Below are 22,562 nucleotides of genomic sequence, written 5' to 3' on the forward strand. Positions count from 1 at the left end.
CCTTAACCCAGTTCTTGCGCAACTCGCGCTGCCACTTGTTGTTCAATATGTTGTACGTTATTAATTAGAGTAAATTTTTGTTGCAACTTAGTTCCAATCTCAGGATCAAGCCTTGCAATTTCAGCTCGTGCTTTTGTTATACGTTTACTAATGTCCTTAATTAACTCTTCATTAAACTCACTGCTTGCTGTGACATTGCTTACTTCCTGTAAGAGCTCATTAAGATATTGTTGTAAGACATCCTGTGCAATCAAAGTGGAAAGTTCTGACAAATCAACAATGGAATCACCATATTCGGTGCTGAGCATCACCTCCGTGAATTTAACTACAGGTATATGAACCATCGAAGCAAAGGATGCGATTTCATTAACCTCTTGGTCAGAGGGAGAAGTCTGTCTTAAAGCCTCTTTGATTTTGTTAATTAAACTGCTCACCTTAAAACGCAGAGTATTGTCTTTAGCGATGGTTATTTCTTTCAAAGACACAGTCATGCATCCGTCCTTATCACCACATTCCCAAATTTTGGCTTTATCTAAACCGCCATCATCTCGTCCAATCAATGCCTTAACGAGATTGCGACTGTTGGCCAAAGAAGGAACGTTTTGAACATGACCATTTTTATCGATAATTACAGTCCCTGTAAGGCTCATGATCAATTCACATAACTCATCATCCGAGGATAAAAAGGACTTGGATTTTAAAAGCGTCCAAACAATATTTTTGTTATAAACCACTTGTTTTTTCCTAACCGGATCTTTGCTTGCTGCCTCCATCGCTGCATCATGTTTGGGACCTGAACATTCCATACGTGCCTGAACATAATCAGAGAAAAATCCCTCTTTCCCCATAGTCCCCTGATCTTTACAGATTTTATCTTGTGATGCCTGGGTTTTAGGCCAAATCCCACCCAATGCATTTTGTGATAATTCACACGAATTGATGCTGCTGTTATTAGCAAATTGTTCCACACTGCGCAAAGTATCTGTAACGTGCTTTATTTCAGGAACAGTCGTTGCAAGTGCCAAATCAAAGGCATATGAGGTGCCATTAGTCATAATGGATTTTTGCAAAGCGACCATATTATCCTTACTTAAAAAACTCATACTTCCCATGTACAAATCTATCCCGCCACATCCTGCACGATAACTGGGTAAGTCCAGTTGTATCAGTTGGTATTGTCTGACTTGGTTGCGGGCAAATAACGAACCACCTGCGTACGATCCCGCTGCCTGTGAATAGTAAGCTCCAGGATTGGTTGCATTGGACATATACCCCAAATTATTAAAAAATGTGCCTAAATCATTATTAATCCCTGCATTAGATTGTCCTGACAGTAAAAATAATAAACCCAAAAATGAACTCTTCATCATGAATGACTCCCTTCGTATTCACCTACTTTTGTCATAATCAGTTTCATCCGCTCCAAAAGCTCTTGTTTACCCAGCTCACCAAAAGCTACGGGGTACAGTGCCTTAGTGTTAGGGTTTGCAATAAACAGTGCGGGATATACGACAGGCTTTCCTTGGTAGGCCAAATCAATCATCTCTTGAGTTGCAAACGATGCATTTGGAAACTCAGGTATCGTCTCCCCATTTAAGCTAATGGCCTCAATGTTCCAGTGGTTGGCATCGACAAAGTCTTTCACTACAGGGGAAAATTGGACGCAATGAGGGCATTTATTCGAGAAAAAAAACACTAAAACATGCTGGCTTTGAGAGGCATTCTTCGTTACAGGTTTTGGATTTTGAGACGCGTTCTTTGTATCAAAATGCGAGTTCATGAGTTGATTTAAAGGATTCAACACCACCTCTTTAGCATACCCCAATTGAGAACACGCCAACACCAATAGGATTACTATCGTTTTCATTATAAATCTCCTTTTGCGAAATCAGTTGCTACTAAATAAAATTGTCGTGTCAACATGTCTTGGGTTACAAGGCCATAAGACACGGGACGTGTTCGCTTGGTTTTGGGGTTCACTAAAATTAATGCTGGGAAAAAACGGATATTTAATTGATGTACTTGTCCTCTATCCATGCGCGAATTGGGGAATCGAGGGTCTTTAACACCATCAACGCTTACAGGAATCAGGTTAATCCCATAGCGCTTCGAAAAATCATCAATAATGGCATTTTCTTTTTGATCGTAAGGATTGCTGCCCCGATAAAAATACAAAAGACCATGAGTTTTTGCTAATTGTTTAAGAAGTAACGACTCTTTTTTAGCCCTTAACTCATCAGCAACCTTAACGCCCAAATTATTAGAAGGGTGTGTGGTTTCATAACGAAATTCGGGGTAATACAACATGGTTTTTTCAAAAAGCCTTGATGTATTTGTTGCGCGAGTGCTCCAAAAATCCTGTAGCGCTAAGTAGCTTCGCATGTTTTCAACGTTCTGAGCAGTCATTGCTTTATGCCATGCCTCACGTGTGTAATAAGCGATAACCGCATCTTTTTGCTGATAACTTAATTGAGAAAATGGCCGCCCTTGGGGTTGTGTTTTTTTCTGAATCACTGGCAATTTGGGCAGGTTATACCACAGAAATCCTGGTGGCTTTTCAGCATGAATAATCTGAGCAAGAAGCAAACCCATAACCATAAAAATAAGTTTAATCATGAGCGCGCCCCTCCTGTTCCATTTGTTCAATTGCTTTAGAGGCTCTTGATTCCATTTGCGTTGGATTTTTAGGTTTGGCGCGTGATTCAAATTCTTTAGTAAGACTTGAAAGATCGAGATTTTGAATAGAAATTCGCGCCAATTCCTCTGGTGTAATACCTCGACAATTAGCCCCATTCGTTCTGCGTCCTACCCAACCAAAATTAATCCCTAATTGTCCAAGCCTGCCTTGAACTTGAATAATACTTGCTAGTTTTGATGGGAAAACACACCAGGATTGTTTGTGTTCAAGACATCCTGTGAGTTTTTTATAATGAGCACAATAAGTTCCAACATAGTGCGCCCGCCCATCAATGATTGAATTGGCAAGCGATTTTTCTTCCTGGCGACAATTTAAAAAACGAGCATGCCCACCACAACAATTGCCAATCCCTAAGACTGCAATACGACATTGATTATTAGTACCTGTAAAAATTGAAGCATTCCCAGAGCCAATTTGTTTGGCTGATACATCATCTGAAGCACCTGCCAGTGTGCCTAATTGCGACACCCCTTCACCAAAATCATCTCCATTAGTATCTGGGGTGGGTAGGCACGCCCCATTGTTACAAGGCAGCTTATGTTCTGATACTTGGCCATCCGCATCCTCAATGACACGTCCTGACTGAATCATTTCCTCTGAATTAAAATCAACAGTCACAGGATTTGTGTCTTGCTTTCGTTTATCATCAAGAATGTGTTGTGCTGTTTCATTAGTTTCTGAGGCCTTAGCCCCCTCTTCTTTCAATCGAGATTGATTAAGATTGGACTCGGAGGGATGGTCGGTGAAATTATTTAAATACTCAGCGGGAGCTAATTGACCTAAACCCGACATGGCATTAACTCCAGCATTTAAAGCAAGGGCACGACCTTCACTGTAATCATCAGCAATAGCACTGTTACTATTCAATAGTACCGCTAACAGCAACCATTTATTCATGAATTCACCCTTGCCGTATCACCAAATCGTGTCACTTCATCCATTGCTCGTTCCATGGTGATGTTACCCAATACCACATCAAAGCTCTTTTGGTTTACTGCCACAAAAGCTGGAACCTGTGTAATTCCATAACGTTCAAATGCTGTTGGATCAATTTGCATGGAACAATTAGGGACTTTTTTAGTGAGCTCGAAAATTTTGACTGCGGTGTCTCTCATGGAATCATTAACAAATCCATTTAATAGGACGGGTATTCCATGATGTGCTGCATCTCGTAATGTTTCTTCCAGCAAACGATTAGGCATGGAAAAACTTACAAAAACCTGATATTGGGTTTTTGCTAATGCACTTTGGCTTATAGCCCCTATCAAAAATAATGTGAGTAATCGCATAGCCACCTCAAAGATACGTACAGTTGCGTTTGCGCCACAGTAAAAAGCCGTACTGTTGTGGCGTATGGGGTTTTATTTTTCCTGCCTCCCAGCCTAGTGTGCTGTAACCAAAGGGATAGCAATGCGCACCATCCATCACTTGATTCACTGGCTCATAGCGATAACGTGATTTTGGCAAAACAGGGACGGGGTGTGCGAAACATACATTGCCATTTATCGGGGTTGAGTCTTCTATAAGAAGTTCACGGTGTAATTTAAAATTCATGCGTTCAGCAAGCAGTAAAGCGGATTGTGCAGGGGAACTTGGCGCATTAATATGACCATTCATAGGAAACATACTGCCTTGTGCGCCTGCACACCAAAACAAGGCATCTAAAGAATGTTTCGTAGTACTTGACGAAATACTGTCGGCAGCACAAGCCGCTTGAGCTACAGGATTAGAAAACAATATGGCCTCTGGATTCAATACAAAACTCATACTTGAATTACGCCAGCTTGGATCAAGCTCTGTCATATACGCCACATCAAAATCACCTCCCTGAAGACAACCCGCAGAAGTAATGAGATTAAGCCAGGCAATCAATGGATATTTATACCAATGCACATGGTAAAAGGCGTGTGAGCTGCCTTGACCGTCCGAAAGTTTACCACCCCTACCCTGCTTTACGCCTAAATTTAATTTATGCCCGCCTAAATTGACCAAACAATAAGGCGTGTCTGTGACATCAACTAAAGAAAAGGGCTCCCAAAATCCAATGTTAAGCCCGACTCGATTACCACATAGGCCAATCGGATTTTTTGGATTGGGTGTATCTTTTAAATCATTACTGCGTGCTACAGGTGAATCGCCAATAGTTAATGGGAAAAGGCACTTCCAGCACACCTTTAAAGGATTAACAAAGGTTCCAGTACACTCTTTTCCAAACGCAGCACCGTGAAGCAAAACCAATAATAGTACCAGCCTAAAATGCATGACCGTCCTCCCCTATCCGAAACTCCATGATTTTCAATGAATCATTTTCTCTTGTTACCAAAGCCGGAACATGCTCAATTTTAAGCTTTTTCGTAATGCGCGCTTCTTGATCGAAATAAATGGTTTCATTGATGCCACGCTCAGCATCAACCACACTGCCACCCGTTAAAATCCACTGAATTTCTGGATAGTGCGTGCGAATTTGTTCTGCAAATGCTCGCTGCGCCAAATCATCATAATTAAGAAACACCCAAACAGGATTGTAGGAGGGCAGCTGATTTAAGGCATTCACACTCATGCCCCGTTGCAAAACTACCCGTCCTTTCTGATCAACGACATTTTTTTCAAGCGTTACAACGGGGGTATAGTAGTGGGTCAGTGTAGTCTCAGTTCTTACTAACCCTAACGCTCGTGGGCGCTTCACTTGTTCATCTACTTGTTTTACCCATGCATTTTCAATGGCGTTTAATTGCCCATTTTGATCAAAGGTATTTAATCGCTCATAAATCAACGTGAGTAAGCTTTTTTCAATCACTGGGAATGTTTGACCTAATCTTCCTAATGATTTCGCTTCAATGCCACCGCTTAAAAAAACAAAGGTTGAAAAAAATAAGAACCTGATCATCGACCACCTCGCATTTTTTTAACAATACGCTGTGCAATCTCAGAAGTAACATCGGCAGACGTTGCCAAGGCCATCTCCTTTTTGATTACTATGGCATGATGTTCTTTTGCGTAGTCATCAAGCGACTCTTTCACGGCTATTGCAAATTGATTGCTCAGTTGTTTCGTCTTTTTTTCTGTTGTGTTTTGATGACTCAATTGAGTGACAAATTGCTTCAGCACCACCTCTTTATCAAAAGTCACAACAGGTGTTTGATGAATGCTATAAAGCAAGGCGCAAGCGCTCAATAAACTCATTAGAAGAGCCGCCCCATACATTCCGTAAATGGCTTTTATTCCGTGCATAGCTCTTCCTTGTAATTAAGGGAAGCCACTTGATACACCGCAGCATCAAGAGTCAACCCCTGCTCTCTTAACCGCTCAATGGCTGCAAATTCCTCTGCATTGGATGAAAACAGAACGCGCGTAAAGGGATCGGCGAAATAGCGATGAAAAGTATAGGCGTTACCGTATTGCACCATAATGTTTGAAAAACCTTGAGATCCCGCTTCACCAAAAGATTTGATGAGGCGCTGCTGTTGTTCATCAAAGGCTTGTGGGTTTTTTTGTACGTATTCTTCAAAATTCCCCTGGCGCAATATAAATTTAGTATCGCTGGATGCTGCAACGGCTTGACCTTGAATAGAACCGGTCATATCAGCCAACTGCTGAAAGATAACTCCAAATCCACCATTGTATTTTCGAGCAGTTCGAAATCCTTGTTCAATAAAACGTGCGGCAATCGGGTTAGATCCTTTAGCAATGAAACGCCAAGCTTCATCGATGAGACATAGTTTTCTTGTCATTCGGTCAGAGTGATAGAACTGCCCTTGGATGATCACAATCATCACAAACATAATAATGGTTAGGAGTTCTGGATTATTTTCAAATTCCCCCATCTCAAGCACCACAAAATCTGGGTTTGATAAAAATGGAGTGTCGCTATTGAACATATGCCCATAAATGCCGTCTCGCCCAAATTTTTTTAAATGAACGATTAAGTCGCTGATACGGGTGTCGTTATTAGATTCGGGTTGTTCCAGCATCAACCGTAATTCATTTAATACATCGTCCATGCACGTTTTATTACCGTATTTTTTCCAACACGTAAGAACGGTTTCTAATAAATAATCATTTTGAATGCTTGAAATGGGTTCATGAGGGCTTGCCATAATGGCCAATAAATCACGAATTTGAGTGTAGTTATTCATCACCTTACCGTTGATTTCTACTTCCCCATCAAAATCAAACAAAGTAAACGGATTAAGCGTAATATTGGATGCATTAAGATAAGTTCCTCCCACAAGTTCACACATATGCTTGTAGGAATCACCCAAATCAATAACAAATATCTTTTCACCTTGTGCCAACCCATTAAGCAGGCGCCACTGATTTAATAGGGATTTACCGGAACCAGGAGAACCCACGGTCACAAAGTTATAATTACTAATCGGTAGATTCTTTCCATCAAAAGTATCAACGTAAGCCAATTGATGACGGTAGGTAGGCAACAACATCCCTTTAGGTGAGCCCTTAAAGTCAGCTATCAAAGGAAGCATATTGGCGCAAGCTCCATGATTTAATCGTTTTGTATGCGCCATTAATTCCAAAGGCTCAAACATCCCCTCGCTTAAGAAAAATGGGAGACTTGCAAGATACCTAAGCCATGCACCCATTGGCTTTTGTGATAACTCAAACCCAAACTCGCGGTACGCACTGATGGTTTGTGCTACATGCTTACGTTCTTGCTCCTTATCAGTAAACAACATCACATTATAAAAAGTTGGATTTAAGGCTAAATTACCTTTATTCATCTCATCATGGGAATACTTCCAGTCCTTCAGCTCATCTAAAAGCTTGGGGTTTAACATGCGTTGTACGGCATTATTGCTTTTAGTGAGCGATTCAACCTTGCTTTTAGCTTCATTTTTAACGGCGTCTTGATTGGCTCCTCGTATCGTAAAACTGATAAGAAACGGACATTGAATTCCTTTATCTGGATTAAAAATATTGGCAAACAAATCAGGTTGAGACCAAAGTGCAAAGGTTTCTGGCCACTTCTCAACCATCAAACTCACCACACGAGAGTGTTTTGGCACCCCGTCAGAATCAACCACTTGGAAATCGACTGAATCATCATTCACAACAACAGTAGTGTTTGGACGAATCATCCCCCTTGAAAGAGAAATACCCTGGTTGTCATCACACTCAGGCCAGGCAATTTCATCCAAATTAGGTGAGGTAAACACGCGAAGCAGCGTTTTAAAATCAGCACGAGCTAAGCGTGCATGATGGTAACCCATCACTGTTAATTCTGATTCAAAATCAAGACGGGACTCACATAATGTATGCGCTGCCTCTTTACGATTTTTTGTTGAAACAAACAAATAACAACGATAATCGGCTAATTGTGCCGGAATATTACGCTTGTTTTTATAACCTGATTTAACCGCATTTAAATGGTAACGAAGACTCATGCGCGCAATGGACTCATAAATTCCACCGCGCTTTAAAATGTCCTTAAACCCTCGGAACAAATCTTGTGATACATAATGATGCTTATACAGCATCACTGTTAAATCAACCCCATCAGGAAGTCGATGCTTCAACAACTCAGCATGTGCTTTAACCCGAGCAACATCAGCTCCAGAGCCAGGAGCAAGATACAGCCCAAAGCCCATTGTTTTTTTATTAACAAACACGTCCTCATCCAAAACAGCATCATAGGGCAACAGGTGCTCAAACATGGCCGTATCTAATGACAAGCTTTGATTGGCATGCGCCCTACTGTTTAAAGATTCTGGAGCCTCAACCTCTTCTCCGAGAACCTTTGCAATTTGATAAAAGGCTTTTCTTCCCAAATCCCGAATGTGCGACATCATGCAGTTTCTCCCTCGTGAATTTCAGGTACATAAACTAACTCGCCCTGATGTTTTACCTTGTTGTTGTCAACGTAGGGTGCAATCCAAACACGTCTGGTTTTTACTTTAAGTAAAGGCACTGGGGTTAGTGGTGTTCTTCGAATTACCTGGATTGAACCCCCTTCTGTCATTGCATTGACCTCCTCCATCGACAAACAACCATCCCCTGCTGTCTTATTACAACTAAATTGTGAGTTCATGCTGGAGCAACCGGTAAGAATGCTTACAGTTGCTAAAAGTAAAATTCGGATTAATTGATTCATTGAGATGCTCCTGATGAGGCTAATTCTTGACCCAACTGCGCTTGGTTAATTTGTGACAGGACTTCATCAGGAACCAGAGGATCTTTATTTTCAGCCTGTTCATGATGACGTTGCGCTGGATTTTGCTCTGGCTCGTCCTGAAGAAAAAATCCGTCCTGAAAAACAATATCCACAAGATTACCACTGCCTACCTGAATGACAGGATGATATTGCTCAGCTCGTTTAATGTAGTATTGAGATAGGGTATCTGCCGCTTTTGATGCCCCACCCAGCGCTGCAAATGGACCAATATTGCTAGAAGGAACTATCGAAGTCGCCCCACCATAAGCCCCAAAATTTTGAACGGATTGAGCATATTGAGCCGCTTGCGCAACCCCTGCCAAACCTCCGCTAATACCAGCCCAGGTAACCACCTTGCCATCACGCATCAATGGAATGCCTTTAATGCCAACCTTTCCACCAAAAAAAGCCCATCCCGTGACTGCTTTATCGATAATAGGACTGTTATCATAAACACAAGAAATTTTAGTGAGCTTCACATAGGCTCTCTCGCTTGAGATATCCCCATAAGCACTACCCGTAACAAAACAGCCGGTTAAATGGGAGTGTTTCCCATTGGGTAATGTACCTGGGTTGATGATTTTAAATAACATGACACCGTGGTTTTGGTTCTGCGCATCCACTGAGGCATCCGCATCAACACCACCTAAAACTACTGCTTTTGCAAAGGTTCCGCTTGGCACATAGTTCATCGGATTTTTAAAATGGTTCCTGGTCTTCAGCCTTTTGCTTTGAAAAGACACTGAATTAATACGCTGTGGCTTATTCAGTCGAGCCATTTGGCCTGGCATTGGATAGTAGGCATCAGTAGCTGTTGGATTAGTTTGTAACACGCTATTAGATGCCAATACAGGCTGATTCGTAGTATGTTCAGCACTCTTAAGCTCAGCGTCAATCTTTACGCGCGCCAGTTCTTGAGTCATCGTTTGGGTTAATTTGGCGGTTTGCTCCTCATTTTGCTTTTGTAGATTTTTTATTCCATCAACCAGCGTTGCCATTTGTTTTTTAAGACTATCCAGCTCTAACTGCTGGCTCGTCATAGCACTCTCAGTATCCGCCTCGCTAAATTGAGCGTCCATGGCGCCTGTAAAATCCAATGGTTTATCTACGTGTCGTGGTTTATGCCCCCCTTTGGAAGCAATCAGGATAAGTGCCAACAATAAAACACCACCCAATCCAACTCCTGCAAATCTCAGAATTTGTTGTTTTTTGAGTAACCCATTTAATTTGATTTTATTAAGCATGACGCTGCTCCTTTACCACATAAATCTGCTGCGTCCCTTTAGGTGCAATAATGTTTTGGCTAAAGGCAACGGCACGAGTCCCAGTATCTTTAAACCATGACTCATCAAGAGTAACAGGCTTGTTGGAACGGTTATAAATCGTCATGATTTCACCAGCATAAGCTTCCCCAATAAATTGTTTCGATACTTTAAAGGTAAGTTCTTTATTAAATGGCCTGTAACTTGAAAAAACAGATTTAACCCCATAACCCAATGGCGTTTGATTATTCATCATTGCCTGAATCACTTTAGTGACTGTTTCATCACGAGGAGTTTTCTCCTCAAACTGGCGCGCTTTAACGCTTGCTGTTTTAGGCAATAATTGGATGGTTTGACCTAGTCCATCAATAGGTTTTACAGTTAAGGAGAAATGGTGTCCGGCTTCGGTTGTAAAAAATACGGTAAATGGCTCCGTGCTTACTAAATCCAGGTACACGCTGTTGTCATCGCTTTGAACTCGTAACGTGTCTTGCGGAAAATGAGTTTTTACAATCGTGTCGTTGGCAACAAATACTCTATTGTAATTGTTTTTACTCAATTCAACGGTAATGTCTTCATTGTCGGAAAACCCATGGACTTTTGTAGCATTAGAGGTCAAAGCCGTGAATGCCAAAATTAAAAATAAGAATGTGTTACGCATGATGCTCTCCTTTATCTTCTACAAATCCAACAATCGTTAATTTACCTAGTTGGTAGCGATACTGAATTTGGTACGTTTTTTCTGAAAGCTTAAGCGCACGATAGCCTACATAGCGTTGCAATTGGCCTTTGACCCTACTGATCAAATGCGAGCTGTCCGATTGCACATCAATAATGTCAAAGTGGCTCGCCATTTTTTTATCTTTAATTACATCCATTTCTTTCTTAAGCTTTTTCTTAAACTGAGAATAAATAGAAGAATCAATGTAACTTAAAAGCGTGCCATGATTTCGCTCTACATTTTGTGGGGTTACATTTAATCGGGTATAGATGAAGTTCTGGGTCATTAAATTCAGGTAATGTTCATCAACAGACGTCTCACTAATAACGTACCCACTCGTATTACCAAATGGCACTACTTCTCTTTTTTGATGGCCTAATGAATAGTAGGTCAAGCAGACCAATATAATGTTGCTCATCATCAATCCTAAAACAAGCACCACCATGAGACTGAGTCGTCTTGAAAGTCGAGACAACTTACCTTCTTTTACCTTATAGTCCATGAGACTCTCCTAACTAATCCAATACCGCTTATGGGATGGCGGTAAATCTCTAATAAAATATTGGGTTACAGCATGGGGAAAGTACCAATACATCAGTATCAACAGGTAGCTTGGGGGATTGCCCTTTATCATCTTACGAACCCCGAAGCGCACGCAAAAACCCACAAGCACCACTAAAATTTTGTTAGAGGACACCATCACTAAAAAAATCGTCAATCCACCAATGATGAGATCATCAAGAGTTAATCCGATGTAGCGTTTTGGCTCATCTAAATGACGCAATATTTGGTACAGTTCCTTATCCATATCAGTCCCCTAGAATGTTAAAAACATTCCAGTAATGGTTGAAATAATCGCCATCACAAAAAATGCAGGGATAAACGCTTTTGGATCATGTTTCATGGCAGCCCAAAATCCACCCACTAAAAAGGATGCGGCCACTAGAACAGTCCAAACCTTTCCGTCTTTACTTAACGTTTTTCCAATAGAGCCGCCAATTAATGTCTCAACAATATCCCCACTTTGACCCGTTGCATTTGCTATAGATGAAACGGTAGAAAGAAGAAACATCGATGCCATTAAGGCGATGTTTGATGCTTTTCCTTTTGTTTTTATTGCTATTTTTTTTATCATATTCATTGTTTTCCCCTGGTTTTAAGTAAAAAAATCCCTTAAGCCTCTAAAAGGCTCAAATTTTAATCTTTAAGTGTGAAATTAAGAGCGACTACACCTTTAGCTCAATCTATTTTTTCGCTTTCAACAACCGATTGGTTTCACGCATTTCTGCAATTAACACATCCAGTTTCTTCTCAATATTCGCGGACTGATTGAGCATGGCTGCAAATTGCAATGCATTGAACTCAGTTGGTTTTTGATAACTTAATCCCCTGACAAAACCTGGCATTTGGTCGTCAAGCTGCTCTAAGAAGCGCAAGGATGATTTGCCCACTGCATCAGAATTGACTGCCAAAGGGGTAGCATTTAAGGCACAGGCACCTAATAAGCTTACTGCTATTAGGATTCCTTTTGTTGTTTTCATTGTTCTCTCCTTCTGATTGCCTTTAAATAAATCTAAATTAAATGCCTTTGTATCTATCAACAGTTCGCTTTCATTAATCTGATGTGTTATCTGGTTCTTGCCCTACATTTTTGGCATCCAGCTCGCCTTGAATCAGAATGACCTCAGCAAGATATGGCTTGATGTTTGAAGCCAGGAGTGCACAATAACTTCTGTTGTAGCTTATTTCCTTTAATTCGTTTTGGGCATAGACCAATGAAACAGAAGCACTTTGAACCTTATCTCTTGACAAGGCATAACCTGCGGACTGCACATAGGCTGCTGCAATCCTGACATCACCTGCACACAAATCACTGTCATGTACTTTAGCTATCTCGTTTAAATGCTCGGCTACCCTTAAGCTTTGTCTGCCTAAATGTTGATTGTCTCCGTTTGCAAAAGAGGCCTGGGATACCATTAAGATCATGATAAATCCTGCAATTAGCGTATTGTTCATTGACTTACTCCTTTTATTAAAAAATTCCAGCTAATGTTTTTACTAAGTCGTGCTCTAAAGCCGGTCGTGCTTCTGCAAAACGCAGATTGACTTTATCGGCATTAGATACAACTCTTGTGCGGTAACGTTGGTAATCACTGTGCTTGCTTGATGTCTGGTAAGTACCCGAAGCTGAACCGTTTTGAAGAGTGGAATTAAACTGCTCATGAACTGCGCCCTTTCCTACTCTTTCAGAGATTTGTATGTCGGTAATCATGGTGTAATTCACGGCTTTTACCAGAGAATCAGCAGCCAATCCTATTACTCCACCTGCCAATCCACCCGCAATCATTCCTGTGCTGGAGTGAGTAAAACTCCCCGCAGCAGTTCCAGCAACAGCACCCGCAACTGCTGAACCATAACCGCCACCTAATGCAGATTTACTGGCAGAAATACTCATTTTACCGACTTTAAGAATGTTGGCTTGTAAAAGGTAATGAGCAAGATTCGGCTGGTTTACCACTCGATACCCTTGATTACCTAGAGCGGTTTTTAATTGTGGCGTTATATCAATCGATTCATCCGATGTATTTTTGATGGATACGTAAATCGTTTTTTGAACCTTGGAAACAGGTTCGAGAAACACCGTCTCACTTTGTTTCGTGCTGACTTCCAGGGTGCGGTGCTCCAATGCCGTCTGTGTTGCAGCACAGCCGGTTAACACCGCAATCGTTCCAGCTAATAAGACATTAGAAATCATTTTTTTATTTGCGTTCATGCTTAATCCTTGTTTTCCTGAGTTGTATTTTTTAAAATACTAGGCAATGTACTGACATTGCTACTCACCAACCTCATCCAGAGGAATTGCATAATTTAATTCTGATATGGATCTAAATTTATTAAGATGATCTTCCAAACGTAAGGTTGCTTCCTGTATTTTTTTCCTATTTGATCGACCACAGGATTCTGACAAAAGACGATTCGCACTTTTTGATAACTGAATCGTTATATGAACTTTCCTGTAATTGTTATTTGATTCCAATTTCATCTCCATAAGATATAGCTATAGTCCTGAAAATTTACTTATTATATTGATTTTTATTTAACCCAAAAATTTAAAAAAAATGTTTATTAATAAGCACTAATCTAAAAATTGATGTAAACTTAAATAATTATTTAACTATATTACCCTTTACCGGGTACCCTGTAAAGGGTAATATGCAATTATGTCTATTATTTCTGAAGAGCAGCTTAAACATAGATTTTCATTAAATATGCGCCGTCTTATGGCTGGTAAAGCTATTAGTGAGAATGAACTAAGCAAAATTACTGAAATAAGTCAGTCAGCCATTAATAGAATAAAAAACGGGCAAGTTTGTCCTTCTTTATATCAGGCTACAATTATTGCACATGCTCTAGAAAATAAAATTGAAGATTTTGTTGTTGATATTCTCGATGAAAATCTTGAGGTTGATTCCAATTATATCCCCGTGATAAGCACAAATAACTTATTAGGGAACGAGCAAACAAAAATATTGGGTTTTGTTGAAAATAATATGAATTGGAAAACAAACACCCTCGGATTTAAAGTTGATAAAACCTTTGACTGTAAATTATTGAACAACGATAGCATTGTGATTTCATCAATAGATGAGAACTTATCATACATAGATGGAGACACTATCCTTTTTCTTTTTAACAAAAAATACATGATAGGAACCATTCATCAAGGCTCCATTAAACCAATAGATAATTTAGTAATGAAAATTGACTTAAAAGACTCTTCTATTGTAGGACGGGTTATAAGCTTAGAAACAAAATATATTAAAGACAAACACACTGTTCTTTCTATTTTAGAAAAATTCAATGTTAATACTTTATCAAATATTGTCAGCTCTATTACTAAATCATTTAATTTACATCCTGCCTAGAATAAACATTATTCGATTCATCATAATTTATTTCCCATTTAATTGGAGAAAAATCTGTATCCCAATCAATAATATCGCTTTTTTCTTCTCTTTTAATGATCGTTATCAATGGTTTGGTAATAATAGAATATACGACAATCTCATAAGTTATCTTCGTAAAATAGGAAACCAAAATAAACTTCATCATATGTTCTATTGGCCATATCCCATAAAAAGATAAAAAACAAAACAGCATTGTGTCTGAAATTTCTGAGATAAGAAGAGATTGAAAAATTCTTTTAAATAATGACCTACCTTTGTTCTTAATTTTTAATTTTTGAAAAATAAAGGAAGATAAAAAAAATGATACTGTAAATGCTATAGTTGAAGCGACATAAGTTCTAAGCATTCCAGAGAAAACTGATTCAAAATCGTGCTGGAGCTTCCAAAATGGTGATGGAGGTAAAATTATAATCAAATAAATACAAATATCGAATAGTATTAACGATGCTATACAAGACAATAAAATTCTTCTTGCATTTTGATACCCATAGATATCCGTTATTATATAATCAAAAATATAGCTAAATGGATAAACAAGCATTGCGCCTGTTACCGTAAATCCACCTATACTTATCAACTTTGTTGAGAGAATGTTACTAAGTAATATTACAGTAACAAATAATATTGATATTAAAACAAGATACTTATATCTTGATAGTGAGTTTGCCAAGCTAAGTTTATTTAAGCTTTTAGATGCAAAAATTGTCCCAATGAGATACGCATCTTTCCCTGAAAAATTATTCATAAAGTCAGGATTTTTAGCAACATCATCATAATCCAATTTTGATGGCTTCTTGTGGCCACTACCTATTGGGGTATAAAGTAAGTTGTCATTTATAAAATCAATATTTAACTTATACTTGTTTTTGTTCATTTTTTTCTTAAAGCAATGTAATAATAGGGTGGATACTTTATTTCATCTATATAATTTATTTGATCTTTTTTATCTCCTAAAGGTAAATAAGTTTCTAAATGATCAAAACCAACCTCTTCTGCAATTTCCTTAATACAGATTTCACTCCAATAAAAATCTTCAATTTCACAATCTATATTTAACAATTTTATTTTAGCAAGATCCCCATCATATTTTGGCGGTTCACCGATACTTTTCACCGTTAGATAGTTGCGAACATATAAATTTTTAGTTCCACTAATAATCACTAAATTTCCAAAATTTTCCAGAGAGTTATAACATTTCATAAGCTCTGTCTTAATTTCCTCTTTTGATGACATATGAAAAAACATCAATATCGAAAATATCGATGTATATTTACTATACTGATATAGTTCTTGTTCACGTTCATTTTCAAAATAAAGGGAATTTTTTTTATTACTATTTTTTCTTGCATTATCTATTGCATTTAGATCTATATCGCATCCATTAACTTTTTTGCAAAAACCGCTCAAATAATTGGTAGATCTTCCAGAACCACATCCTAAATCTAAAACGTAGGTTAGATCGAGATTATACTTCTTGGCGAATTTTTCTATATCCCTAAATGCAAGAAATCCTGTACCTCCAATAGCACTTTGTTTATATTTTCTAATTTGATCTTCATTAAATTTTAACATTCTATAGGTATACTCATTAAGGAGTTTAAATTATAACTTATTCAATCTACGGTATAAGTTATTTGCTATTTGCTATTTGCTATTTGCTATTTGCTATTTGCTATTTTTCGTTAGTGTACGCGGCGCGTACACTATACTAACTCTTCTAAATATTTACCTAAATACTCAGTAAAATTGCTAATGTCAATTTTTTTAACCATGGTTTTTGACAATGAAATCCTTCCTTCACTGGTAATGCGAAATAAAACCTCTCCTGTTTTTCCTTCATAAACTCTTGAAGAGTTCCTATTCGTCTTAATGTTTGATAGATGCTTTTCTATCAGCTTGGTAAGATTATCTGTTCCAAGCCCCTCTCGAATTTTAGGAGCAAAGTTAATAATAGCGGCCAAATAATCATCCCCTTTGCTACACATCAAGGATAAAAAAGCTGCTGTCTTCGGCTTTACTTTTGTCATATCTTCTACTGCTTCCCAAACTTCTTTTGGTACCTTATTAAAAGACATTAGTTCACTAAATGATGTTTTTGGTATATTCAATCTTCTAGACAACTCGTTTTGACTAATATTCAAATCAGTCATTAATTTTTCATAAGCAACAGCCAAAGAGTAAGCAGATAAACTTTTTTTCTTATTTTCACTTGTTTGAATTACCAAACAACCAGCATCATCTTCATTTGTTATAACAGCTTTTAAATTTATATTGGAAAAGGAACATGCTCGCCATCTTCGTTCACCTGCAATTACTTCATATGAATAATCTAAAGAATCTATCTTTCTAACTATAGCTGGTTGCAACTGTCCATTTTGCTTTATATCTTCAGATAACTCTTCAATACTACCTAGTTCAAATCGATTTCTATCTGCATACTTCCAATTTCGACATTTTTTAGGATCAATTTCTATAATGTTAAAATTATCTTTATTTGCTAATTCTTTCTCTAATGAGTCGATCTGCTCCTTCAAATTTTTATTTTCTTCTATTTCTTTATTTGCAATATTTTTCCAATCTGCCGTATTATCTTTAATCAGAGCGCCAGTTACAGCCTGTTTTCTCATATCAATTTTCATCATTTTATCCTTATGCCTTTAAAATAAAATCAATTACACCAAGATATTCTACAGCTACCTTAGATGTTGGCTCATAATCTACAATCGATTTAGAGATGGCTGGGCTTTTACACTCCTTTACTTTTACACTCTTAGAAATAACAATAGGACAAAATTCATTGGGATAGGTTTCTTTTAAACTATTGATAATTGCGCTATCAAAGACCGTCATGGGTTTTGACATAGAATTACCTACAATCGCAGCGACTTTTAAATTATCTGCGACTTTTCTCATTTTTAAAACATCCACTTTATCAAACACATCTTGCATACCCCAGCTATCGTATAAATCAATAGTAAAAGGCATAACAACTTTAGTTGTTGCAGCTAAAATCGCATCAAACCAAGGAGAATCTGTGGGTATCCCATCACAAATTATTACATCATAAATAGTTCTATATACTTCTATTTTCTCTTTTAATCTAAACAAAAGATCTTGTGGGGGAATTGCATCCAAAACACCTCGCAATTCCTTTCCCGTAGCAATCACATCAAGATGATCATTGTATTTAAAAGGAGTACCATTTTTTCCGAGAAGAAGATCACTTGTAGATAATCCTATATTTGATGGCGATTTAACTAAAGATAAACTTAAATGTCCCTGAGGATCCAAATCGATAGCTAGCACTTTTTTCTTGTGAGTATTCGCCAAAATAAGTGAGAAATTGAATGATTGCGTAGTTTTTCCTACTCCACCCTTATTTGTAATAATGCTCCAAACATCTGCGGTTTTATTAGATATCTTATGATGAAGATCATCAACGTTACCCTCATTATCAGCCCAACTCTCTAATATCTTTAATGCCTGTACTGGTGCTTTTGTGTAATGTTTCTGATCCCTACCCATCATCCATTTTTTTATGGTATTTACTGAATACCCAGTTATTTCAGAAATATCAGATTGCTTTAATAAATGTGAGTCTCTTATTTTTTTTATTCTGTCATTAACGTCTAAATCTATAATTGCTTCTGTCATCATGATTCCTCGCTATTATATGTGTAGTTAATAAACAATTAGGAATTAACCAAACCATTTATTTGATGAAAAGGCTGTACTAAAGAACCATATTAGTTCTATTTAGGAACTAAATCAATATGATTGACACAATAAGTTCTGTTAGGATAATATGATTTTAGATATAATAAAAAATATGACTTTTTCCAATACAATGAGAAAGTTAGATGATTCAAATTAAGGGCAATAAGATGATGAGAGGGTATATAGTGAATTAAGAGCATTGAGGAAAAGTCTGCAAACTCTTCCTCAACAAAATATAACAATTAGCTCGGAACAAAGCTAAACACCAAAAATAATCAATGAAATTGAAATTTTTGGATCAACCACACTGATTAGTTTAGCTTTGTTCCCTATAAACATCAAGATTTTTTGGTGTAAGGGACATGTATAATGGGATTTTTTAATAAAAATAACAACTCGTTAGAACGAGTGAGTAGTAAGTCTTTTGCCCAATGGGCAACGGAGAACAAGCAATCCATCGAGGCTCGCTTGATTGATGAGGCAATTGCGTTTCTCAATGTTCATGGGGAAAACCTGCGAACACCGGTAAGCGGCCTAATCGTAGACAATCGATGGCATTACATTGATAAACCAGCTAAAAAACAAAGCTATCGCGCAACGATAGAATATAACAGCGATGGGATCCCTTATCTCGCATTGACCTATTACACCTTTCGACACGGTGGTCATTCTGAGCGCTTTGATAGCAAGTCCGTACTTAAAGCACTATGGCAAGAGGCGAGGGTAGGGCTTTTTTCATCACCCGCAAAGACAGCAATTAAACCCCGTATAGAACCCGTGCCAGAAATCAATCCCATTGACTGGATTGCTCGTGATAAAGAATCCTGGCAATCCATGACTGATACGGACAATAGTCACTACCTCAAACGAAAAGGGTTATCCGAGGGTATTATTCCAGGAATTAAACACGCCAAACATCATATTGCAGTGGCCATTATTGATACCCATAATACTTTTTTAGGTCTGCAACGTATTTTTAATGACGGTCAAAAACGCTTTACAAAAGGGTTATCTAAAAAAGGGCATTTTGCGCTCGTAGGTTGTCCTTCCTTACCTGAAAAAATAAGCACTATTCATGTATGCGAAGGGGTGGCAACTGCTGCCAGCATCCATCGTGCGATTGGTGAGCCTGTCTTTGCAGCTCTTGATGCCTTTAACTTACTCCCTGTATGTAAATCATTAAAACGCCACTATCCTAAAACACAGATTATTATCTGGGCTGATAATGACTGGCAAAAAGCCGATATTAAAACCAAATTTGGTAGGGTTTTAGGCAACACCGGACTCATTCAAGCTAACCGTACTGCTTTTAAACTAAGAGGCACCTTGGTCTGCACGCCTGATTTTTCAACATTCGATTCAGAACTGATTAAAGAGGCTACTGACTTTAATGATTTACATCGGTTAGACGGATTAAATCGCTTAGTCTCAACCATCCCCCAAAAACCAGATATCCATTTAGGCTTATGGCATGAATTACGACATTTTAACCAACATGCCCATGGAGCGGTGGCACCTGGTCAATTTAGAGATGGCGTAAAGCTATCTTATAACAGTCGTTATTTACCCAGTGATGTATTTAAACGAGAGGGCGTACATTTAGTGCGTTCTGCCATTGGTACAGGAAAAACGGCCATCGTAGAACACCTGGTGAAACAAAACCCTAAACAATCTATTTTATTTACTACCCATCTTATTTCACTGGTGGAAAGTGCTGCTTCTCGATTAGGATTAACCAGTTATAATGAATGTGATAATTTTGACTTACAAATCGAACATCGCCTGGCCATTTGCCTCAATTCCTTAGGCAAACTGACAGCCGAAGGCTCACTGAGACACTATGATGTGGTCATTATTGATGAAATCGAACAGGTTCTTGCACGCCTGACTTCCCATATTGAACAAAAACCCCTGATATTTTCTGTACTGCAACACGTCATGACAAATGCCAAAAGTTTGATTTGCCTGGATGCACATCTATCTCAAGCAACAGTACAAATGGTTCAACGATTTTGCCCTAATCAACCCGTCACCATTCATTTTAACCGCTTTGAGCCAGGAAGCGCACGCCAAATTGCGTTTCACGACAGCCCAGAAAGCGTGCAAATGACCGCCATGCAGGCTTTAGAGCAAGAACAAAAAGTATACCTCGCCTTTAACTCCAAAAAGGAAGCCTTTAAAACCTATTCAGCGCTGAACATGGCCTTTCCTGAAAAGAAAGGTCTTTATATTTCCAGCGATAATGCAGGCGATGCTGAAAATCAGGCTTTTTTTAATAACGTAAATGTTGTGTCAAAACGCTACGATTACCTGGTATGCACCCCATCGGTGAGTACCGGTGTCTCTATTGATAACGGACATTTTGATTTTGTAGGCGGTGTGTTTAACGCCCAGGTCAATACCGCCAATGATTGCATGCAAGCCTTAGGACGAATCCGAAACCACAAAACCTTGCACGTTTTTTGTGATAAACGACAAGCCTTTAAATCATTAAATCCTGATGTTATTGCCTCTAAGTGGTTAAACACACATCAGTATGATATAAGCCTTATGAATCTGGATAAAGAGGGACAACGTATCATTCTAAACCCTGATTACGAACAGTTAACTCTTTTAGTGACCCAGGCGCGTCATGCAAGCTTTAATGATTTTTACCAGCAATTCTCCCTGCTGGCATTGCATGATGGCATGAAGCTCACCTATTTTGATACCACCCTTGATGTAACCACCCAACAACAATTGCGTCAATTTAAAAATGCGTGCATTGAACAAGATGCCTCCCTTATCAGCCAGGAGCAGTTACCCTTAACCGCGGCTCAGTTAGTAGCTCTCGCTCAAAAACCACGCAAAACAATGAGCGAATCCAGGCAGTATAAAAAACAGCAGCTTATTGAGTTTTATAATCTGTCAGAACGAGATGAAGCATCCATTACCGCCATGGCGAATATGGATAATGATGGACGCTTTAAAAAACAGGTATTAGCTCTAGAGCTTGCTTTAGGCGATGCAGCCCTTGCGCAAAAAAGGTTCGTTGCCCAACTTGAAGATGGGGCGCAATTTGCAGCGGATTTAACGCATTTTAGTACCTTGCAACTGCTTTATAAAAAAGTGCTGGAAACACTGCATTTAACCACAACCCATCAGACCTTAGCGCTTAACGATTATCAATACACCAAAGACAGCATTCTTAACAGTGGTTTTGTAACCTGGATAGAAGAACATCGCACCATTCTTCAAGGACTCATCTCCGTTCCCTCCGCGCAACTTTTGCAACGCGACCCTTTACGCTTCCTTTCTATGTTACTTGGTAGAATGGGTTTAAAACAAAAGAGGGTAGGGAAGGCCGAACATGGACTTTATCATCTGGATATTGAGCGCATTAACCTGTTAAATGCATTGATTATGCGTCGTGCTAAGGGTCTTGCTGGTATTTCAGCGCCTCTGGATACCTCAAATTGCCGCCTAAAAGAGCCGTCAACCACTGAATTTTTTATTGAAACATTCAAGAAAATAAAGCGGTTTTTCACGCTAGACAATCCAGATATTCCCGTATTTGCTTAAATTTTTAAAGTAATTTTAATCTAAAATGCCTTTAGATAGGCAAAAATCCCATCGCCCCTAACAAATAAACGTTTAAATTTAATTCAATATGTTATTTTTAATCCATCAATAAGAATGAATTTAAGAGTCTATAGTCTTCATTTTTGTAATGTAACTCTTTGTTCAAAGGATTTTTGGGGGAACACTTAAGTTTGTGATCTCTATATATAAAGCCTCCACTGTTCCCAATGATAAATACCTTTCAAATATAGCTCCATAAAGTTATCCACAAATTCTGTGGGTAACCCTGTGGGGCAATCAAGGATAATAACAATAAATTACTTCCTGATTGATGGGATTTAAACAACGCTTCTGTTTGGAGGAACATCAAGACGTTAAGTTCATTAAAAATGAGGGTGACTGAACACAATTTATTCGATAGAATGATCAAGATTTAACCGTTCCAGGAAAAGCGCTCGGTTGATTG

The 22,562-nt window shown here is 38.5% G+C and carries 25 protein-coding genes; 2 read left to right on the top strand and 23 right to left on the bottom strand.

The window, feature by feature from the left end:
• Window positions 1-2 precede the first annotated feature (2 nt).
• The 19 genes from BGO44_RS15680 to BGO44_RS15770 all read right to left on the bottom strand — a co-directional run bounded on the left by BGO44_RS15680 (window position 3) and on the right by BGO44_RS15770 (window position 13,887).
• A complete protein-coding gene (locus tag BGO44_RS15680; RefSeq protein ID WP_286823229.1) occupies window positions 3-1,370 on the bottom strand; it encodes a conjugal transfer protein TraH in 1,368 nt (455 codons plus the stop codon).
• Window positions 1,367-1,867: a conjugal transfer protein TraF gene (gene traF, locus BGO44_RS15685; protein WP_286823231.1), complete on the bottom strand. Its 501-nt coding sequence runs from the start codon at window positions 1,865-1,867 to the stop codon at window positions 1,367-1,369. Before traF (BGO44_RS15685) ends, BGO44_RS15680 begins: the two co-directional genes overlap by 4 nt.
• The gene (traF, locus tag BGO44_RS15690; protein ID WP_286823232.1) at window positions 1,867-2,616 is read right to left on the bottom strand and encodes a type-F conjugative transfer system pilin assembly protein TraF; all 750 of its coding nucleotides are present in this window, start codon (window positions 2,614-2,616) and stop codon (window positions 1,867-1,869) included. Before traF (BGO44_RS15690) ends, traF (BGO44_RS15685) begins: the two co-directional genes overlap by 1 nt.
• Window positions 2,609-3,595, bottom strand: a complete 987-nt coding sequence (gene traN, locus BGO44_RS15695) for a conjugal transfer protein TraN (RefSeq protein WP_286823234.1) — start codon at window positions 3,593-3,595, stop codon at window positions 2,609-2,611. Before traN ends, traF (BGO44_RS15690) begins: the two co-directional genes overlap by 8 nt.
• A complete protein-coding gene (gene trbC, locus BGO44_RS15700; protein WP_286823236.1) occupies window positions 3,592-3,987 on the bottom strand; it encodes a type-F conjugative transfer system pilin assembly protein TrbC in 396 nt (131 codons plus the stop codon). The genes traN and trbC overlap by 4 nt, the downstream gene beginning before the upstream one ends.
• 7 nt (window positions 3,988-3,994) lie before the next feature.
• Complete coding sequence (gene traU, locus BGO44_RS15705; RefSeq protein ID WP_286823238.1) at window positions 3,995-4,960, bottom strand: conjugal transfer pilus assembly protein TraU; 966 nt, start codon at window positions 4,958-4,960, stop codon at window positions 3,995-3,997.
• On the bottom strand, window positions 4,950-5,585 hold the full coding sequence (traW, locus tag BGO44_RS15710) for a type-F conjugative transfer system protein TraW (RefSeq protein WP_286823240.1): 636 nt from the start codon (window positions 5,583-5,585) through the stop codon (window positions 4,950-4,952). Before traW ends, traU begins: the two co-directional genes overlap by 11 nt.
• Window positions 5,582-5,929: a TrbI F-type domain-containing protein gene (locus BGO44_RS15715; RefSeq protein WP_286823242.1), complete on the bottom strand. Its 348-nt coding sequence runs from the start codon at window positions 5,927-5,929 to the stop codon at window positions 5,582-5,584. The genes traW and BGO44_RS15715 overlap by 4 nt, the downstream gene beginning before the upstream one ends.
• A complete protein-coding gene (gene traC, locus BGO44_RS15720; RefSeq protein ID WP_286823244.1) occupies window positions 5,917-8,505 on the bottom strand; it encodes a type IV secretion system protein TraC in 2,589 nt (862 codons plus the stop codon). Before traC ends, BGO44_RS15715 begins: the two co-directional genes overlap by 13 nt.
• Window positions 8,502-8,807 (bottom strand): TraV family lipoprotein, encoded by a 306-nt coding sequence (locus BGO44_RS15725; RefSeq protein WP_286823246.1) that lies wholly within the window; start codon window positions 8,805-8,807, stop codon window positions 8,502-8,504. The genes traC and BGO44_RS15725 overlap by 4 nt, the downstream gene beginning before the upstream one ends.
• Window positions 8,804-10,111, bottom strand: coding sequence for a TraB/VirB10 family protein (locus BGO44_RS15730; protein ID WP_286823247.1), 1,308 nt, complete (start codon window positions 10,109-10,111; stop codon window positions 8,804-8,806). The genes BGO44_RS15725 and BGO44_RS15730 overlap by 4 nt, the downstream gene beginning before the upstream one ends.
• On the bottom strand, window positions 10,104-10,790 hold the full coding sequence (traK, locus tag BGO44_RS15735) for a type-F conjugative transfer system secretin TraK (protein ID WP_286823249.1): 687 nt from the start codon (window positions 10,788-10,790) through the stop codon (window positions 10,104-10,106). The genes BGO44_RS15730 and traK overlap by 8 nt, the downstream gene beginning before the upstream one ends.
• The gene (gene traE / locus BGO44_RS15740) at window positions 10,783-11,352 is read right to left on the bottom strand and encodes a type IV conjugative transfer system protein TraE (protein WP_286823251.1); all 570 of its coding nucleotides are present in this window, start codon (window positions 11,350-11,352) and stop codon (window positions 10,783-10,785) included. Before traE ends, traK begins: the two co-directional genes overlap by 8 nt.
• Before the next feature lie 9 nt (window positions 11,353-11,361).
• The gene (traL, locus tag BGO44_RS15745) at window positions 11,362-11,658 is read right to left on the bottom strand and encodes a type IV conjugative transfer system protein TraL (protein WP_286823253.1); all 297 of its coding nucleotides are present in this window, start codon (window positions 11,656-11,658) and stop codon (window positions 11,362-11,364) included.
• A 9-nt stretch (window positions 11,659-11,667) separates the two neighbouring features.
• Complete coding sequence (locus tag BGO44_RS15750) at window positions 11,668-11,991, bottom strand: hypothetical protein (RefSeq protein WP_286823255.1); 324 nt, start codon at window positions 11,989-11,991, stop codon at window positions 11,668-11,670.
• 103 nt (window positions 11,992-12,094) lie between these two features.
• Window positions 12,095-12,391: a hypothetical protein gene (locus BGO44_RS15755; protein ID WP_286823257.1), complete on the bottom strand. Its 297-nt coding sequence runs from the start codon at window positions 12,389-12,391 to the stop codon at window positions 12,095-12,097.
• A 73-nt stretch (window positions 12,392-12,464) separates the two neighbouring features.
• On the bottom strand, window positions 12,465-12,866 hold the full coding sequence (locus BGO44_RS15760) for a hypothetical protein (protein ID WP_286823259.1): 402 nt from the start codon (window positions 12,864-12,866) through the stop codon (window positions 12,465-12,467).
• Between the two features lie 16 nt (window positions 12,867-12,882).
• Window positions 12,883-13,623 carry a complement resistance protein TraT gene (locus BGO44_RS15765; protein ID WP_286823261.1) on the bottom strand — a complete coding sequence of 247 codons (741 nt, stop codon included), beginning with the start codon at window positions 13,621-13,623 and terminating at the stop codon, window positions 12,883-12,885.
• Between the two features lie 60 nt (window positions 13,624-13,683).
• Window positions 13,684-13,887: a TraY domain-containing protein gene (locus tag BGO44_RS15770; RefSeq protein ID WP_416338576.1), complete on the bottom strand. Its 204-nt coding sequence runs from the start codon at window positions 13,885-13,887 to the stop codon at window positions 13,684-13,686.
• 184 nt (window positions 13,888-14,071) lie between these two features.
• Here BGO44_RS15770 and BGO44_RS15775 point away from each other — a divergent pair, with 184 nt between their 5' ends.
• The gene (locus tag BGO44_RS15775) at window positions 14,072-14,776 is read left to right on the top strand and encodes a helix-turn-helix transcriptional regulator (RefSeq protein WP_286823262.1); all 705 of its coding nucleotides are present in this window, start codon (window positions 14,072-14,074) and stop codon (window positions 14,774-14,776) included.
• Here BGO44_RS15775 and BGO44_RS15780 read toward each other — a convergent pair.
• From BGO44_RS15780 to BGO44_RS15795, 4 genes are all read right to left on the bottom strand, one after another.
• The gene (locus BGO44_RS15780) at window positions 14,757-15,692 is read right to left on the bottom strand and encodes a queuosine precursor transporter (protein WP_286823264.1); all 936 of its coding nucleotides are present in this window, start codon (window positions 15,690-15,692) and stop codon (window positions 14,757-14,759) included. The two genes, BGO44_RS15775 and BGO44_RS15780, sit on opposite strands and share 20 nt — an antisense overlap.
• Complete coding sequence (locus BGO44_RS15785; protein WP_286823266.1) at window positions 15,689-16,390, bottom strand: class I SAM-dependent methyltransferase; 702 nt, start codon at window positions 16,388-16,390, stop codon at window positions 15,689-15,691. The genes BGO44_RS15780 and BGO44_RS15785 overlap by 4 nt, the downstream gene beginning before the upstream one ends.
• A 131-nt stretch (window positions 16,391-16,521) precedes the next feature.
• Window positions 16,522-17,460 (bottom strand): ParB/RepB/Spo0J family partition protein, encoded by a 939-nt coding sequence (locus tag BGO44_RS15790; protein ID WP_286823268.1) that lies wholly within the window; start codon window positions 17,458-17,460, stop codon window positions 16,522-16,524.
• 7 nt (window positions 17,461-17,467) lie between these two features.
• Window positions 17,468-18,475: an AAA family ATPase gene (locus BGO44_RS15795; RefSeq protein ID WP_286823269.1), complete on the bottom strand. Its 1,008-nt coding sequence runs from the start codon at window positions 18,473-18,475 to the stop codon at window positions 17,468-17,470.
• Window positions 18,476-18,904: 429 nt separating this feature from the next.
• On the opposite strand from BGO44_RS15795, the gene BGO44_RS15800 reads away from it, so the two are divergent.
• A complete protein-coding gene (locus tag BGO44_RS15800) occupies window positions 18,905-22,096 on the top strand; it encodes a plasmid replication protein, CyRepA1 family (protein ID WP_286823270.1) in 3,192 nt (1,063 codons plus the stop codon).
• Window positions 22,097-22,562: the final 466 nt, after the last annotated feature.

It is taken from the genome of Legionella sp. 39-23 (genome assembly GCF_001897665.1).
GTDB classification, from domain to species: domain Bacteria; phylum Pseudomonadota; class Gammaproteobacteria; order Legionellales; family Legionellaceae; genus Legionella; species Legionella steelei.

Coding starts and splice junctions, on each gene's coding strand:
- traW (WP_286823240.1), bottom strand. CDS start 5,585: ATGATCAGGTTCTTATTTTTTTCAACCTTTGTTTTTTTAAGCGGTGGC.
- BGO44_RS15750 (WP_286823255.1), bottom strand. CDS start 11,991: ATGAATATGATAAAAAAAATAGCAATAAAAACAAAAGGAAAAGCATCA.
- BGO44_RS15730 (WP_286823247.1), bottom strand. CDS start 10,111: ATGCTTAATAAAATCAAATTAAATGGGTTACTCAAAAAACAACAAATT.
- BGO44_RS15715 (WP_286823242.1), bottom strand. CDS start 5,929: ATGCACGGAATAAAAGCCATTTACGGAATGTATGGGGCGGCTCTTCTA.
- BGO44_RS15760 (WP_286823259.1), bottom strand. CDS start 12,866: ATGAACAATACGCTAATTGCAGGATTTATCATGATCTTAATGGTATCC.
- traK (WP_286823249.1), bottom strand. CDS start 10,790: ATGCGTAACACATTCTTATTTTTAATTTTGGCATTCACGGCTTTGACC.
- traU (WP_286823238.1), bottom strand. CDS start 4,960: ATGCATTTTAGGCTGGTACTATTATTGGTTTTGCTTCACGGTGCTGCG.
- BGO44_RS15785 (WP_286823266.1), bottom strand. CDS start 16,390: ATGTTAAAATTTAATGAAGATCAAATTAGAAAATATAAACAAAGTGCT.
- BGO44_RS15680 (WP_286823229.1), bottom strand. CDS start 1,370: ATGATGAAGAGTTCATTTTTGGGTTTATTATTTTTACTGTCAGGACAA.
- traN (WP_286823234.1), bottom strand. CDS start 3,595: ATGAATAAATGGTTGCTGTTAGCGGTACTATTGAATAGTAACAGTGCT.
- BGO44_RS15775 (WP_286823262.1), top strand. CDS start 14,072: ATGTCTATTATTTCTGAAGAGCAGCTTAAACATAGATTTTCATTAAAT.
- traC (WP_286823244.1), bottom strand. CDS start 8,505: ATGATGTCGCACATTCGGGATTTGGGAAGAAAAGCCTTTTATCAAATT.
- traF (WP_286823231.1), bottom strand. CDS start 1,867: ATGAAAACGATAGTAATCCTATTGGTGTTGGCGTGTTCTCAATTGGGG.
- BGO44_RS15765 (WP_286823261.1), bottom strand. CDS start 13,623: ATGAACGCAAATAAAAAAATGATTTCTAATGTCTTATTAGCTGGAACG.
- BGO44_RS15790 (WP_286823268.1), bottom strand. CDS start 17,460: ATGATGAAAATTGATATGAGAAAACAGGCTGTAACTGGCGCTCTGATT.
- BGO44_RS15795 (WP_286823269.1), bottom strand. CDS start 18,475: ATGATGACAGAAGCAATTATAGATTTAGACGTTAATGACAGAATAAAA.
- BGO44_RS15755 (WP_286823257.1), bottom strand. CDS start 12,391: ATGAAAACAACAAAAGGAATCCTAATAGCAGTAAGCTTATTAGGTGCC.
- BGO44_RS15725 (WP_286823246.1), bottom strand. CDS start 8,807: ATGAATCAATTAATCCGAATTTTACTTTTAGCAACTGTAAGCATTCTT.
- traL (WP_286823253.1), bottom strand. CDS start 11,658: ATGGATAAGGAACTGTACCAAATATTGCGTCATTTAGATGAGCCAAAA.
- BGO44_RS15800 (WP_286823270.1), top strand. CDS start 18,905: ATGGGATTTTTTAATAAAAATAACAACTCGTTAGAACGAGTGAGTAGT.
- trbC (WP_286823236.1), bottom strand. CDS start 3,987: ATGCGATTACTCACATTATTTTTGATAGGGGCTATAAGCCAAAGTGCA.
- traE (WP_286823251.1), bottom strand. CDS start 11,352: ATGGACTATAAGGTAAAAGAAGGTAAGTTGTCTCGACTTTCAAGACGA.
- traF (WP_286823232.1), bottom strand. CDS start 2,616: ATGATTAAACTTATTTTTATGGTTATGGGTTTGCTTCTTGCTCAGATT.
- BGO44_RS15780 (WP_286823264.1), bottom strand. CDS start 15,692: ATGAACAAAAACAAGTATAAGTTAAATATTGATTTTATAAATGACAAC.